The 13,460-nt window shown below is 40.0% G+C and carries 15 protein-coding genes and 1 pseudogene; 1 reads left to right on the top strand and 15 read right to left on the bottom strand.

Annotated elements, in window-relative coordinates; all coding sequences use genetic code 11:
* Window positions 1-32: 32 nt before the first annotated feature.
* Window positions 33-1,052 (bottom strand): annotated as a pseudogene (gene nirK / locus KTV93_RS04690) (copper-containing nitrite reductase); the annotation flags it as partial.
* A gap of 136 nt (window positions 1,053-1,188) precedes the next feature.
* Window positions 1,189-1,632 carry a DUF6759 domain-containing protein gene (locus KTV93_RS04685; protein ID WP_218250162.1) on the bottom strand — a complete coding sequence of 148 codons (444 nt, stop codon included), beginning with the start codon at window positions 1,630-1,632 and terminating at the stop codon, window positions 1,189-1,191.
* Window positions 1,633-1,831: 199 nt separating this feature from the next.
* On the opposite strand from KTV93_RS04685, the gene KTV93_RS04680 reads away from it, so the two are divergent.
* On the top strand, window positions 1,832-2,734 hold the full coding sequence (locus tag KTV93_RS04680; RefSeq protein ID WP_218250161.1) for a T9SS type A sorting domain-containing protein: 903 nt from the start codon (window positions 1,832-1,834) through the stop codon (window positions 2,732-2,734).
* A gap of 73 nt (window positions 2,735-2,807) precedes the next feature.
* Here the strand turns inward: KTV93_RS04680 and guaB are convergent, their stop codons facing one another.
* The 13 genes from guaB to hutI all read right to left on the bottom strand — a co-directional run bounded on the left by guaB (window position 2,808) and on the right by hutI (window position 13,311).
* Window positions 2,808-4,268 carry an IMP dehydrogenase gene (guaB, locus tag KTV93_RS04675; protein ID WP_218250160.1) on the bottom strand — a complete coding sequence of 487 codons (1,461 nt, stop codon included), beginning with the start codon at window positions 4,266-4,268 and terminating at the stop codon, window positions 2,808-2,810.
* A gap of 229 nt (window positions 4,269-4,497) precedes the next feature.
* Window positions 4,498-5,019: a DUF4252 domain-containing protein gene (locus KTV93_RS04670; RefSeq protein ID WP_218250159.1), complete on the bottom strand. Its 522-nt coding sequence runs from the start codon at window positions 5,017-5,019 to the stop codon at window positions 4,498-4,500.
* Window positions 5,020-5,045: 26 nt separating this feature from the next.
* The gene (locus KTV93_RS04665) at window positions 5,046-6,308 is read right to left on the bottom strand and encodes a DUF4252 domain-containing protein (RefSeq protein ID WP_218250158.1); all 1,263 of its coding nucleotides are present in this window, start codon (window positions 6,306-6,308) and stop codon (window positions 5,046-5,048) included.
* Between the two features lie 47 nt (window positions 6,309-6,355).
* A complete protein-coding gene (locus KTV93_RS04660) occupies window positions 6,356-7,021 on the bottom strand; it encodes a hypothetical protein (protein WP_218250157.1) in 666 nt (221 codons plus the stop codon).
* Entirely contained in the window at window positions 6,996-7,505 is a 510-nt protein-coding gene (locus KTV93_RS04655; protein ID WP_218250156.1) for an RNA polymerase sigma factor, read from the bottom strand. Before KTV93_RS04655 ends, KTV93_RS04660 begins: the two co-directional genes overlap by 26 nt.
* Window positions 7,506-7,664: 159 nt before the next feature.
* A complete protein-coding gene (locus tag KTV93_RS04650) occupies window positions 7,665-8,078 on the bottom strand; it encodes a PaaI family thioesterase (protein WP_218250155.1) in 414 nt (137 codons plus the stop codon).
* 45 nt (window positions 8,079-8,123) lie between these two features.
* On the bottom strand, window positions 8,124-8,330 hold the full coding sequence (locus tag KTV93_RS04645) for a hypothetical protein (protein ID WP_218250154.1): 207 nt from the start codon (window positions 8,328-8,330) through the stop codon (window positions 8,124-8,126).
* Window positions 8,331-8,334: 4 nt separating this feature from the next.
* Window positions 8,335-9,483, bottom strand: coding sequence for a 3-hydroxyacyl-CoA dehydrogenase NAD-binding domain-containing protein (locus KTV93_RS04640; protein WP_218250153.1), 1,149 nt, complete (start codon window positions 9,481-9,483; stop codon window positions 8,335-8,337).
* An 81-nt stretch (window positions 9,484-9,564) separates the two neighbouring features.
* Window positions 9,565-10,362: an enoyl-CoA hydratase/isomerase family protein gene (locus KTV93_RS04635; RefSeq protein WP_218250152.1), complete on the bottom strand. Its 798-nt coding sequence runs from the start codon at window positions 10,360-10,362 to the stop codon at window positions 9,565-9,567.
* A gap of 77 nt (window positions 10,363-10,439) precedes the next feature.
* Window positions 10,440-10,904 carry a 1,2-phenylacetyl-CoA epoxidase subunit PaaD gene (gene paaD, locus KTV93_RS04630; RefSeq protein WP_425256093.1) on the bottom strand — a complete coding sequence of 155 codons (465 nt, stop codon included), beginning with the start codon at window positions 10,902-10,904 and terminating at the stop codon, window positions 10,440-10,442.
* 27 nt (window positions 10,905-10,931) lie between these two features.
* Window positions 10,932-11,738, bottom strand: coding sequence for a 1,2-phenylacetyl-CoA epoxidase subunit PaaC (paaC, locus tag KTV93_RS04625; protein ID WP_256119088.1), 807 nt, complete (start codon window positions 11,736-11,738; stop codon window positions 10,932-10,934).
* Window positions 11,739-11,766: 28 nt separating this feature from the next.
* Complete coding sequence (paaB, locus tag KTV93_RS04620) at window positions 11,767-12,048, bottom strand: 1,2-phenylacetyl-CoA epoxidase subunit PaaB (RefSeq protein WP_218250150.1); 282 nt, start codon at window positions 12,046-12,048, stop codon at window positions 11,767-11,769.
* Window positions 12,049-12,087: 39 nt separating this feature from the next.
* Window positions 12,088-13,311 carry an imidazolonepropionase gene (gene hutI, locus KTV93_RS04615; protein WP_218250149.1) on the bottom strand — a complete coding sequence of 408 codons (1,224 nt, stop codon included), beginning with the start codon at window positions 13,309-13,311 and terminating at the stop codon, window positions 12,088-12,090.
* Window positions 13,312-13,460: the final 149 nt, after the last annotated feature.

Here is a 13,460-nt window from a genome sequence, read left to right as displayed (position 1 = left end):
TCTATTAAAGATTTTTATTACTGAACTTTATGGAAAACTTTTGGATTTTTTTCTCCTGTAACTTTCAGTTTTCCGATAGCACCTTTGTTGAACGCTCTGAAGATAGAGTGGTCTACCAATACATATTCTCCAGGTTCCTCGACTTTAAACTCTACGATTACTGCTCCACCAGCCGGAATTAAAGTTGTTTGAACGTTTTCATTGATTTTGGTGCCGCCTTCCACATAAACTCTGTCGAAAATTTCGCCAATCACGTGGAATGAAGATGCAAGGTTAGGTCCTGCGTTTCCTACGTAAAGTCTTACCGTTTCGCCTACTTTAGCTTCGAGCATTTTGTCGCCCATCAGTGCGTTTTTCTTTCCGTTGAAAACTACATAACTTGGATTTTCGTCAACACCTTTGTCCTGATCAAACTCCTGAAGACCTTTTTCGTCGGTTTTTCCTTTGGTGTAGAATTCACTCTGCATGATGTAATATTCGCGGTCAACTTTAGGCAATCCGCCTGCAGGTTCCACTAAAATTAAACCGTACATCCCGTTTGCAATGTGCATTGGAACCGGCGCTGCCGCACAGTGGTAAACAAAAAGACCGGGATTAAGTGCCTTGAAATTAAAAATTGCAGTTTTTCCGGGGGCAACGTTAGTCGCTTCAGCACCACCGCCAGGTCCGTTTACGGCATGAAGGTCGATATTATGTGGCATTACGCTGTTGCTGGCATTTTTAAGGTGTAGTTCAACTTCGTCGCCAACGCGGATACGGATGAAAGTTCCCGGAACGGTACTGTTGAATGTCCAGAATTTGTAAGTAACGCCATCGGCAAGTTCGCCTTCTTCTTCGGTAGCTTCCAGATGTACGATAACTTTTTTCGCTGCGCGGTCTCCGATTGCGCCTGGAAGCATTGGGGGATTAAGTTTCTGTTGGGTTTCTGTTTCACCGCTGACTTTAATCTCCATTGCGTTTTCGGTTGAAGTTGCCGAAGATTCGGTCGGATTCTGTTTACATGCCTGAAGTGCTAAAAGGGCGAGAGCAAAGCTTGTGATAATCTGTTTCATATATAATTTAATTTAGTGACATCTTAATAGGACAAAGTTATCCTAATTAATTTGTTTCTGAAAATTGTGGATCATGAGTTTTATCACTTTAAGCATTCGGATAATGCTTGCGATAGTTTTCAGTAAATCACCAGAATTAATTTGCAGTGAGTTTCAGAATAAGCGGCTCAGTAATCGATTTCTGCGAATAATACTTGGCTTCACAAACATTTGATTTCAGCGTGTAATTTCCTTTGGCAATTTTAAAGTGATTTTTACCGTTTCGGGGAATTGGAAGATTGTAAATTTGACTTCCGTTTACTGCCACCAGCCTTACAATAATGTTACAGTTCGAAGTGTTCTCGATAACTGTTGCCGTATAGGGATCTTCCGGCTCGGGATCGTTCAGGAGATAGGTGAGGACCTCTGCGGTCTTCTGCTTTTTGTTGACCTGGTCTTTTTCCATCAAATCGGCAAACTCTTTATTTTCATTTGGAATTACCGCAGTCGGGGTGCCGGGTTGGTAAACGGGAAAGTTTGATGGTAAAACATCGCACTGAATAAATAAGAAAAGGAGCGCAGCTACGCAAACGTTTTTCATAGATCGGTGTCATTTTTATATGCAAAACTAACTATTAATTAAATACAACAATATTTAGTCCAGTCAAGATCAAAATAAAACTGCTATATTTTCATTATTTTCGGGAATTTAATATAAAAATCACCCCTAATCATAAGGATTTCTTGTGAAACCGAGTATTAAAGCATATTTTAGCGCCCAATTTAAATATTTATATACAATGAAGAGATTTTTATCTATTGCTTTGACTGTAGGTTTTGCAGTAAGCGCATTTTCGCAAAACTTATGGAGCGACAATTTTAATTCTTACAATACCGGGAATCTGGGTACACAGGGTGGCTGGGAAAGGTTTGGTGGTAGTAATGCAATGGCAAAAGTTGCTAATATTGATGCTGATCACGGAAAATCTTTTCAGTTCGCAAGTACAGCTGCTAATGCTGATGGTATTTTTATTTTCCATGATACTAAATGGTCCACAAGAACATCATCGAATGGCATTTTTGTAGCAGAATTTGATATGTATACAGGAAGTACATCTGCAGAAATTCAGTTTTATGATGTAGACTCCGATTATTATGTAATTGCTGATCTCTATATGAGTCCTACCAACGGTGTATTTTTGGCTGACCAGGATGATTTCGACAATGATGAAAGTGGGATCGAGTTGCCTTTAGCAGTTACAGCAAATACCTGGTACAAAGTTAAATTTACTTACGATGTAATGGGTACTGGTGAAATGACTGTAACTATTAATGACGTTACCTATGGACCTTACGAAAAAATGTCTGGTTGGTTTCCTACAGAAGTTGATTTCGTAGCAAGCGGTACTAATAATTCCGGATTCGACAACCTTAAAATAAGTGCTGTTGAAACATTATTAGCGGTTTCTGATGCCTCTGTTAAATCTGTTGTTTCTGTTTATCCTAACCCTGCAACAGATGTAATCAATATTAAATCTGCTAAAAAGATTGTTGATGTTACGTTATTTGACCTTTCAGGCAAAGTAGCTAAGAAGTCTACTGAAACTACATTTAACATTGAAAATCTTGCAAAAGGTTCTTACGTGGTAAAAATTAATTATGCTGACGGATCTACTGAAAGCAAAAAAGTGATCAAAAAATAATTAACTAGGTTTTGAAACAAAAGGGCTGCAGTTTTCTGCAGCCTTTTTTTTTATTTTAAATTAATCGAAAATTTTATAGCGAATAATTCGGAGCCTCCTGAGTAATAATCACATCGTGCGGATGAGATTCTTTTAGACCGCTTCCGGTAATCATGACCATTTTCCCATCTTTCTGTAAAGTATCAATGTCTTTTGTTCCGCAGTAGCCCATTCCGGCACGGATTCCTCCGGTTAGCTGAAATACCACTTCTTCTAATTTTCCTTTGTGTGGAACTCTTCCTTCAATTCCTTCGGGAACAAATTTCTTTGCTTCACTTTGGAAATATCTTTCTTTACCGCCGCGTCTCATAGCAGATAGCGATCCCATTCCCTGATAAGCTTTGAATTTTCTTCCCTGAAAAATAATTTCTTCGCCCGGTGCTTCATCAGTTCCGGCAAGCAGAGAACCCAGCATCACGGCATTCGCGCCGGAAGCAAGTGCTTTTACGATATCACCGGAAAGTTTGATTCCGCCATCAGCAATTACCGCTACATTTTTAGTTTTCGCATATTCAAAAACATTATAAATCGCGGAAAGCTGAGGAACACCAACACCTGCGACCACTCTTGTTGTACAGATAGAACCTGGGCCAACACCTACTTTCAGGATGTTTGCACCGGCTTTAATTAAATCTTTTGCGGCATCTGCGGTGACAATATTTCCGCCGACGATATCGAGGTCAGGAAAACTTTTACGAATTTCCCTGATTTTGTCCAGAACCCCTTTTGAATGTCCGTGTGCAGAATCTACTGCGATAATATCAACACCTGCTTTTACCAGTGCAGACACACGGTCCATCGTGTCTTCGCCAACGCCCACTCCGGCGCCTACGATCAGTCTTCCGTTTTTGTCTTTATTGGCGTTAGGATATTCAAGCTGATTGTCGATATCTTTTATCGTAATTAAACCTACCAGTTTAAATTCTTTGTCCACAATCGGAAGTTTTTCCACGCGGTTTTTAAGTAAAATTGCTTTCGCCTGTTCAAGGTTGGTCTCTTTATCAGAAGTGATGAGTTTGTCTTTAGTCATCAGTTCTTCCACCTTTGCATCGAGATTTTCCTGGTATTTTACGTCACGGTTGGTAATGATTCCAATAAGTTTGTTTTCCTCATCGACAACGGGTAACCCCGAAATTTTAAAGTTGGCCATCATTTCTTTAGCCTGAGCCAATGTGTGGTCTTTTGATAAGGTTACAGGATCGGAGATCATCCCGTTTTCTGAGCGTTTTACACGGTATACCTGAACGGCCTGTTCGGCAATCGGCATGTTTTTGTGGATGAAACCGATACCGCCAACTCTTGCCATCGCAATTGCCATTTCGCCTTCGGTAACGGTATCCATTGCAGCGGAAACGATTGGGGCGTTGAGGGTGATTTTGTCGGAAAGTCGTGATTTTAGAGAGACCTGATTGGGCAGAACTTCAGAATAAGAAGGGATGAGAAGCACGTCATCGAAAGTGATGGCAGTTTCTACGATTTTGTTGTGAATAGACATCTTTACTTTCTTGCAAAATTATGCTTTTTTTTTGAAAGTGAAAACTATGGTTTTATTAAGCGTGATTTCATTAGAAGACGGTGGTAAAATAGCCCTGATGGAGCGGCGTGTCTGAGCTCTTTTTTTGGGCGGCGGCGAAGCCGCCGCCCAAAAAAAGCGAGTAGCGACAGCAGGTTCCCGGCGCCAAAAAAAATAACCACAGGAAAATCTGCAGTTATTTTAATTTAATTTATTTGGAAACAAGTTTTTTTACATCTTTCCTTTCGGAGTAATTGATAATTCTCGAAATGTCATCGGCGGTAAATTTTCCCGAAACATCTACAAAAACCAATTCGCTGCCTGAATGTACCGTGATCATCAGTTTTTTAATGACATCCCCGCTTTGTTTTGCCTGAAAATTGACGGTTTCATTTTCTTTCTTTACCGTCATCCATTCTTCGAAGCGGTTATTGGTAAGATATTTGGCAAAATCTGCCAGCATTGTTTTGTTGCCATTCTCAACCGTCATCACTTTAATATCGGAGATTTTTTTGATGAGGCTGATGAGTTCTTCGCTTTCTCCGTCTTCTTTCAGGGCCTTTTTAACCATTGGTTTAGCGAGAAACATCGGAACATTTATACTGGTAAATTTAGCGTCTTTATAATCGTAATGCTGATTATCAAAAAATCCCATTTTTGGTGTGCTGGAAACGATGCATGATTGTAGTGAGAGCAAAAGCACCGCAGCGAATAAGAAAGCAATATTTTTCATGGTTGTTTGTTTTTTAATTTTACGGTCTAATTTAAAGGTTTAATGCTTGCACCACTCGAAGTTTTGGTCCCTCCATTTTCAATTTTAGGATTTCCTTTGTATCTGATTGTGGCGCCGGAACTTGCACTGCCGCTCAATGCCTCTGTGGCCTGAACTCGCAAATTAGATCCGGATGTTGCTGAAACCGTGGCCGATTTTGCTATAAAATCATTGGCATTGCAGCTTGCGGCACTGGTAAGATCGAATGATGCGTTTGCTGTTTTCCCAACAACCGTGGAACTTGAACCGCTTGTTCCTGTAAGGATGAAACTTTGCGACTGAACATCCAGTTTGGCGGTCGAACCGGAAGAAACTGCGACATCAACTGTTTTTTCAGCAATTACGTCAGCGTTAAGATTGGCGCCGGACGAAACTTCTGCTTTGAAATTATTTTCTTTAATCGTGTTTACAGTCATCAAAGATGCACCGGAGCTTACGTCTACAGAAGAAAGTCTCGGCGCTTCCACGGTAACCAACAGTTTTTTAAAGTTTAATTTCTTATTGTTTTTGTTGTTGATGGAAATTACCAGGATTCCGTCTTTTACTTCTGTCGAAACATATTCCTGAAGATTAGGATCGGTCTCTACAACCACCGACTGGTTATTTCCTTGGGTAAAATTCACTTTAATCCCGCTTGAGGCTTTAATTCCGGTAAATTTTCCTACGCTGCGCACCTGGGTAACGCCGCCTGGACTTACGTTTTCAGTTACTAATGAGGATTTGAGGGAAGTATTCTGGGCTTCATTCACCAGTTTGTTCACGTCGTCTATTGAGATTTTCCCGTCGAGCATCATCAGAACCGTATTTCCTTCAGAATTGATGCTTAAAAGCAGATTGTCTAAAATCCCATTGGTAGCGTCAGAAGACAGAAATTTAATTTTATTGTCTTTGCTGTTCACGGTCATCAGTTCCTCATACTTCAGATTTTTGATGGAGTTGGAAATATCGCTCTGAAGATTCTGGAACATGTTCAGCTGCTTGATTTCATCTGTTCCTTTGGTTTCAGGTTTCTCCACAATAAGAATTTTAAGACCGTTGATTTTGCTTAATAATGGTTTAATCTGGTCAAGTTCAGAATCATTAATGTTCAGCTTGTTCAGCATATTAAACATCGGCTTGGCGATTTTGATGGAGGTTACGCCATCAGTTTCCTGATATTTTTCGAAAAGCTGGTCAAGTTTGTCTTTCTGTGCGTTTACCGTGGTAAAAAATGAAAATAAAAGGGCGAATATGAATATTGTTTTTTTCATGATAATTTTTTTTAAAAGATGAAACGATGATTCATCTGGATTAATGGTTATTCGTAGTCGTTTAGGTTGTGTAGCGCCTCGGTTTGCGCTACCGTTTTGGTTACATTTTCCGACAGGATACGGAAGGAATATTTCGCCAGATCAATTGCTTCCTCTTCGCTCTCGATTTTCTGGCCGTTAATGATCACGTAGTTAGATTCGTAGTTTGAAGCTTTCTCCGTGGTTTTTTTTGCAGATTTTACCTGAGTGTCGTTCTGAACGAATACAGGCCTCGGGTTTCTTTTAATTCTTCCTCTTTTTGGGAGGATTTTATCCATCACATCTTCATCGCTGCTGATGTATGCCGAATCGGTAACTAAGCTGTCTGAAGCTACATTTACAGAGTCATTCGTGTGGATTGCGACAAATTCATTACCGTTTCCGAAATCGTCTTTTTGTTTCAGTATTTCGTTTTTCACCAAATCATTCTGTTCCTGAATGCTGCTTGGTTGTATAAATTTAAAGAACGCTCCCACTGAAGCAAGCAGTACAAGACTTGCCGCAAGCCAATAGAATTTCGGGAAAGATGCGCTTTTCTTTTCTGAAATTTTAATGACAGGTTTTTCTTCTTTTTCAGCTTCCGCCAGAAAATCCTCAAAATCCCATTTCATCTTTTCGTCCCTGAGTTCCTGGAAGATTTCGTTGTATTTATCCTGTGATCTGTCGGTTTTCATAATTCATTAATTGTGTGATCTGTTCTTTAATTTTCTGCCGGGCCCGCATCAGATTTACTCTTACTGCGTTTTCTTCCATCTCCAGCATTTCTGCGATTTCCGAGATGTCGTACTCTTCTACATCTTTCAGGTGAATCACGGCTTTCTGTTTTTCCGGAAGCTGCCTGATGAAATCCAGAATGTGTTCTTTCAGATTATTGGTCTCGATCTGGTAAAGCTCACTTCGGTGAAGTTGAAAATCTGCAAAACCCATTTTCACGTCGTGATGCTTTAATCTGTTCAGGCATTCATTTTTTACCGATCTCATCGCATAGGATTTAATGTTTCCGAAAGCGGCAATCTCTTCTTTTTTCTGCCAGAATTTCACCATCAGATCCTGTACAACATCTTCGGCTTCGTCACTGCTCATCACGAATCTTTTCGCAAAACGGTACATCTCATCCTTGAGACAGAATACCGTATCCTTGAAAATTTCGTGAGTCATAGCTTAGTTTATAGGTAAGACAACGAAGTTCGGAATTTTGTTACATCGAAATAAAAAAAACTTCAAAAATTGTTTTTGAAGTTTTAAAAATTCAGCTTTATCAGCCGTATAAATTCTTTTATATTCCCGCTGATTGTCCGGTCAGGCAACTTATAATGTTTACAAATCCGTCACCTTTTTATCAATTTTATATACTGTTCCCCGGAAAGTTGCCACCAAGACCTTATGTTGGTTGGTGATAGAAATATCATATACACCGGTTTTTCGCGTATCGGATATTAAAATACTTTCAGCGGTTAAAGTATCGCCCAGCCTCACGGCTTTTGTAAAGTTCACCGAGCAGTGCAATGCCACAGAAGCATCATTCGTATTGTTGCTTGAAAAAGCGAGTGCAGAATCCGCGAGGGAAAATGTAACGCCTCCGTGAACGGTTCGAAGGCCGTTGATCATTTCTGCTTTTACAGGCATTTCGATCAGGCAGTATTTTTCGCGGACTTCAATCAGTTTTATTCCCATCCATTGCGAGAATGCGTCCTGATTGAGCATATATTGGGCGAGTTCAAGTGGTGACATATTAATTCGATAATTCGTTAATTTGAAATTTAATTCCGGATTATTCTAAGACTGTTTTCTGGTGCTGAAAAAATGTTTATAACCGACAAAAACAACCACCACGGCAAGTGTAATTAACCATTTTTCCTCAAAAAACGTCATAAAATCCTGATCGGAATTCAAAAGAAATTTGGTCATAAAAAAACTGAGGATGGTAAGAATAATAAATGAAACTGCCACGGAAACAAGTGCAGGAAGTATTTTTGGATTCATAATTTTAAATCTTTTTTAGTTGCATTTTCTTTAACAAGGGACTTTGGCGGTAACGCTCTTCCTGGTATTCTTCGTAGAGGTTTTGAAGCGTTTCTGAAATGTTATCAAAACCGATTTCCTTTCCCCATGCGAGTAAACCTTTCGGGTAATTTACTCCTTTTTGCATAGCAAGTTCCAGGTCGTCGTCATTGGCAATCCCGAGTCTTTTTGCTTCTACCGCTTCATTGATAAGCATTGAAATAATTCTCATGAAAATCGTTCCGTACAGTTCTTCATCTTTTTGAGGAACTGGCTTTTCAGCGTTTTCGGAATAATCGTAAAAGCCTTTTCCGGTTTTTCTTCCCAGTAATTTGGCCTCGCTCATACGCTGCTGAAGCAAACTGGGTTTATATTTAGGATCGTAAAAATAATCCTGATAAACAGTTTTGGTAACAGAAAAATTGATGTCGATTCCAATTAAATCCATCAGCTCGAAAGGTCCCATTTTGAAATTTCCCAAGCTCCGCACCGCATCATCAACCTGTTCAGGGGTCGCAATATTTTCCTCTACAATTCTTAGTGCCTCACCGTAAAACGGTCTTGCAATCCGGTTCACAATAAATCCGGGAACATCTTTCGCAATAACCGGAATTTTGCCCCAGGTTTCCATTAAAGTATAAATCTCCGGAGCTAATTCTTCTTTCGTGAGAAGTCCGGGAATTACTTCTACGAGAGGCATCAGCGGCGCAGGATTAAAAAAGTGAATTCCGATAAATCTTTCGGGCTTTATAAGTTCAGCCTGAAGTGAAGTAATTGAAATAGATGAAGTATTACTCGAAATAATGCACTTTTCTGAGACGATTCCTTCAAGGTCCTGAAAGACTTTTGTTTTAATTTCTTTATTTTCGATGATGGCTTCAATCACTAAATCGCAGTCTTTAAGACCGGAAAGATTTGAGCATGCTTTGATGCGCTTGAAGATTTCTTCACTTCTCTCAAGTGAAATTTTCTGCTTTCCGACCAATTTGTCCAAAGTCTCCTGCAGATTCAGCAATGATTTTTCCGTCTGAACTGAATTCGCATCATAGAGAAAAACTTCGCATCCAGCCGTCGCTGCGACCTGCGCAATGCCGATTCCCATGGTTCCGGAGCCGATTATTCCTATTTTATTCATTTTTGTACAATGTAAAATGTACAATGTAGAATGTATTTTTGCCGCACATTGTACTTTATACATTTTACATCATACACTGATTTATTTTCCCTGATAATTTGGCTTTCTTTTGTCTAAAAACGCTGCGACACCTTCCAGAAAATCAGCGCTTTCCGCAGCTTCCTGCTGAAGGATTCCTTCCAGATCAAGCTGCTGGCTTAAATTGTTATCATAAGATTCGTTGAATGCTTTTTTGGTTAAGGAAATTGCTTTTGTTGGCAAATTGGAGATTTGTTCTAAAATCCCCATCGAATTCACCATAAAGTTTTCATCTTCAAAGACATCGGCAATCAAGCCCATGTTTTTTGCTTCTGTAGCAGAAATTTTCTTGCCCGTAAAAGCGAGGTAATTTGCCTGCTGACGGCCCAAAAGTTTTGGCAACCAATAGGTTCCGCCTGTGTCAGGAATCAAACCGATATTTACGAAAGCCTGCGAAAAATAAGAAGATTCGGTCGCTAAAGTAATGTCACATATCAATGCCAACATCGCACCGGCGCCTACTGCGGGCCCATTCACCAAGGATATAACGGGTTTTCTGCATTTTGCGATTTCCTTTACCATAGGATTGTAATAATCGATCACAATTCTCTGGATTACTCTTTCGTCATCGTCGCCACCGTAAGACATTGCATCTTTAAGATTCTGACCCGAGCAGAACGCTTTTCCACGTCCGGAAATGGCGAGACACCGTACTTCGGGATTTTTAGAACCTTCGTGCACGAAACTCCGGATTTCTTTCAGCAAAGTTTTGTTTAAACTATTGTATGTTTCTGGCTGATTGAGGTAGGCGATTTGAAGTTTGCCTTCAAGGTGGGTTTCTATTTCGAGATGAGTGTACATGTTATTGGGTTTATATTTGCTCCAATTTACCAATATTTTTTAAGTCCGAAAGAATTAAAACTATGCAGTAAATTAAATCAGTGGCATTTAAAATAATCGAAAGGTTCCAGGCAGTCATTGCACTGATAACTTGCTTTGCAGAGGGTAGAACCGAAACGGCTGATCTGTCTGGTGTTTTCCGAGCCGCATCTCGGACATTTTTTTGGAATGTTGAGGTGATCTTCATGAGACCCTTTTTCCGGCGGTGTAATTCCGTACACGCGGAGTTTTTCCCGAGCCTCATCGGTAATCCAGTCCGTCGTCCAGATGGGAGAGATTTTGGTAATTACTTTAGCGGTAATTCCTTTTTCCTTAAACAGTTTAATAATATCCTCTTCAATATTAAACATTGCGGGACAGGCAGAATAGGTGGGAGTAATCACAATTTCAGCCTCCCGATCAGAAATCATTTTCGCTTCCCGAACAATCCCCAGTTCCACGATGTTGATCACGGGAATTTCAGGATCCGGAATCTCGGAAAGAAGTTCTAATAGATAATTCAAAATAATCTGATAACAATTTAATTAGTTTTACCACACACAATTCGGATACGTTCTCTGCATATACTGAAGTTCACATAAAATAAATCCGAAATATTCCGTGTGATAACCGGTTCTGGAACCTTTCTGCATGAATTCGATTTCCGGGATTTCCATACCGAAATTCCGGAAATCTTCGGCAACTAAAAATTTCCAGTTTTCATAGAGATCCTGCGCATTTGGTGCAATTCCGAGATGGCCCAGATCCGTTTCGCCTTCGGTTTCTGCAAACATTCCGGCAGTATATTCCCAAAGGTTTTCCACGGCGGTTTTGAGTCTTGTTTGGCTTTCTTCGGTTCCGCCTGCAAACATTTTGATCCACGTCGAAGTGTGGGTATAATGGTATTTTACTTCTTTCAGAGACTTTTCGGCAATCGCAGCAAGCTGTTCATCGCTGCTTTTTGTCAGAATCATATACAGAATTTTCTGATATAGGGAAAAGAAATACACTTTCAGCACTGTATTTGCGTAATCCCCGTTGGGTAATTCGGAGAGCTGGCAATTCAGATATTCTTTTTCCAGACGCAGAAAAGCAAGGTCATCCTCGGTCTTTCCCTGGCCCTGAATCTGGGCTGCATATTTGTATAAATTATTAGACTGTCCCAGATAATCCAGGGCAATATTCGTAAGCGCGATATCTTCTTCAAGATACGGTCCCTGACCCGTAAGTTCGCCTAAACGCTGGCCGAAAATCAAAGTATCGTCGGCAAGTTTTAAGATATAATTATAAAGTGGATTCATTGTTATTGTTGGGTGTTGGATGTCAGGTGCTGGATGATTGGCATGGTCAAAAAACATCTGACCTCCCGCTTCCAGCATCCAACATTTACATATTTTTCACATCGTTCGGAATCTGATAAAAAGTAGGGTGACGGTAGAGTTTATCATCAGCAGGATCAAAAAAAGCTTCTTTGTCTACCCCTTCAGATGTCACCATATATTTGCTCGGAACGACCCAGATTGAGGTACCTTCCATTCGGCGGGTGTATACATCTCTCGCCGCCTGAAGTGCAGTTTCTGCGGTAGCCGCCTGTACTGTTCCCGCGTGTTTATGGGATAATCCGGGTTTTGTCTGGATAAAAACTTCCCATACATCTAAATTGCTCATTGATTGTTTTTTTAATGCTGATAAAGATAAATTATTTTTTTAAATCTTTTCCCCGTCGATATAGACATGTTCGGTTTTCAAACTGCCTTGCTGATAAAATACATTCTGAAAATTATCGGTTTTAAAAGTGACGAAATCTGCTTTCTTACCTTGTTCTAAAGTTCCGCGATCTTCTAAACTTAAAGCAAAAGCCGAACGGAAGGTAATTCCTGCCAAAACTTCTGCGGTAGAAAGTTTCTCAAAAGTCGCCAAAATGGAAGCCTGAGTAATTAAATTCCCCATCGGTGCCGAACCGGGATTCCAGTCGCTTGCAATGGCTAAAATTCCGCCGGCATCCAGAATTTTTCTGGCAGGCGTAAATTTTTCACCCAAACCTAAACTTGCTCCGGGAAGCGCAACAGCTACGGTTTCTGAATCTGCTAAAAACTGAATATCTTCGTCAACGGTCGCTTCCAGATGGTCGGCAGATTTTGCTCCAACTTCCACCGCGATCCTCGAACTTCCCGCCGTGAACTGATCAGCATGAACAGTGATTTCGAAATCCATTTCTTTCGCTTTCAATAAAAATGCTTTACTTTCTTCCGGCTGAAAGGCTGATTTTTCAATAAAAATATCAACACGGTTTGCGAGATTTTCTGCTTTTACTTTAGGAAGTACTTCATCCAGAATATAATTCAGATATTCTTCATTTTTTCCTTCAAAATCTCTCGGTTTTAAATGAGCGGATAGACATGTGGGAACTAAAGTCGCTTTTGTAAGACTTTGCGCTTTTTTGATGACGCGGAGCATTTTAAGTTCGTTTTCTACATCCAGTCCGTAACCGGATTTTATTTCGATGGTTGTAATTCCTAAGGAAATCAAAAAGTTGATTCTTTCTAATGTTGTTATAAGAAGTTCTTCTTCCGAAGCGTTTCTGGTATGCTGAACTGAACTCCAGATTCCGCCGCCGCTTTCTGCAATTTCAAGATAAGTTTTCCCGGCATTTCTCATTGCAAAGTCATTGGCACGGTTTCCGCCGAAACAGATGTGGGTATGGCAATCGGTAAATGCCGGTAGTGCGACCTGTACTTCATCAATAATGTCGGTTTTGATATCCGGAAATTCAGACTGCAGGTCTTTAAAATTTCCTGTTTTTCGGATGATTCCGTTTTCGGAAATAATTCCGCCGTCTTCAATGATTTCAATCTGATTATCGCTTAGTTTTCCACGTAAAGGAAGATTGGCAAGTGTAACAATTTGTTTAAAAGGACCAATTAGTTTCATAGTGGTAAATTTAATGTTTAAACCCAAAACACAGCAACTTTTTTCTGAATCTTCAGAATGCCAGCTTATAGCGCACCGATTCTTCGCGGCTTAGTTTTCTTAATTTCAATAAAAAATTCTACCTTTGAAAATATACAAATTAAGAATAA

Source organism: Kaistella faecalis, from assembly GCF_019195395.1.
Classification (GTDB): Bacteria; Bacteroidota; Bacteroidia; order Flavobacteriales; family Weeksellaceae; genus Kaistella; species Kaistella faecalis.
Note: the sequence above shows the minus strand (reverse complement) of the source record. Positions and strands in the feature narration are given on the sequence as shown.

What these genes read in the sequence shown, in the direction of transcription:
- paaB (WP_218250150.1), bottom strand. Translation starts at nt 12,048, where the DNA reads ATGAGCAATTTAGATGTATGGGAAGTTTTTATCCAGACAAAACCCGGA.
- KTV93_RS04645 (WP_218250154.1), bottom strand. Translation starts at nt 8,330, where the DNA reads ATGAATCCAAAAATACTTCCTGCACTTGTTTCCGTGGCAGTTTCATTT.
- KTV93_RS04665 (WP_218250158.1), bottom strand. Translation starts at nt 6,308, where the DNA reads ATGAAAAAAACAATATTCATATTCGCCCTTTTATTTTCATTTTTTACC.
- KTV93_RS04670 (WP_218250159.1), bottom strand. Translation starts at nt 5,019, where the DNA reads ATGAAAAATATTGCTTTCTTATTCGCTGCGGTGCTTTTGCTCTCACTA.
- KTV93_RS04635 (WP_218250152.1), bottom strand. Translation starts at nt 10,362, where the DNA reads ATGTACACTCATCTCGAAATAGAAACCCACCTTGAAGGCAAACTTCAA.
- guaB (WP_218250160.1), bottom strand. Translation starts at nt 4,268, where the DNA reads ATGTCTATTCACAACAAAATCGTAGAAACTGCCATCACTTTCGATGAC.
- paaC (WP_256119088.1), bottom strand. Translation starts at nt 11,738, where the DNA reads ATGTTTTTTGACCATGCCAATCATCCAGCACCTGACATCCAACACCCA.
- KTV93_RS04655 (WP_218250156.1), bottom strand. Translation starts at nt 7,505, where the DNA reads ATGACTCACGAAATTTTCAAGGATACGGTATTCTGTCTCAAGGATGAG.
- KTV93_RS04685 (WP_218250162.1), bottom strand. Translation starts at nt 1,632, where the DNA reads ATGAAAAACGTTTGCGTAGCTGCGCTCCTTTTCTTATTTATTCAGTGC.
- KTV93_RS04650 (WP_218250155.1), bottom strand. Translation starts at nt 8,078, where the DNA reads ATGTCACCACTTGAACTCGCCCAATATATGCTCAATCAGGACGCATTC.
- KTV93_RS04640 (WP_218250153.1), bottom strand. Translation starts at nt 9,483, where the DNA reads ATGAATAAAATAGGAATAATCGGCTCCGGAACCATGGGAATCGGCATT.
- KTV93_RS04680 (WP_218250161.1), top strand. Translation starts at nt 1,832, where the DNA reads ATGAAGAGATTTTTATCTATTGCTTTGACTGTAGGTTTTGCAGTAAGC.
- hutI (WP_218250149.1), bottom strand. Translation starts at nt 13,311, where the DNA reads ATGAAACTAATTGGTCCTTTTAAACAAATTGTTACACTTGCCAATCTT.
- KTV93_RS04660 (WP_218250157.1), bottom strand. Translation starts at nt 7,021, where the DNA reads ATGAAAACCGACAGATCACAGGATAAATACAACGAAATCTTCCAGGAA.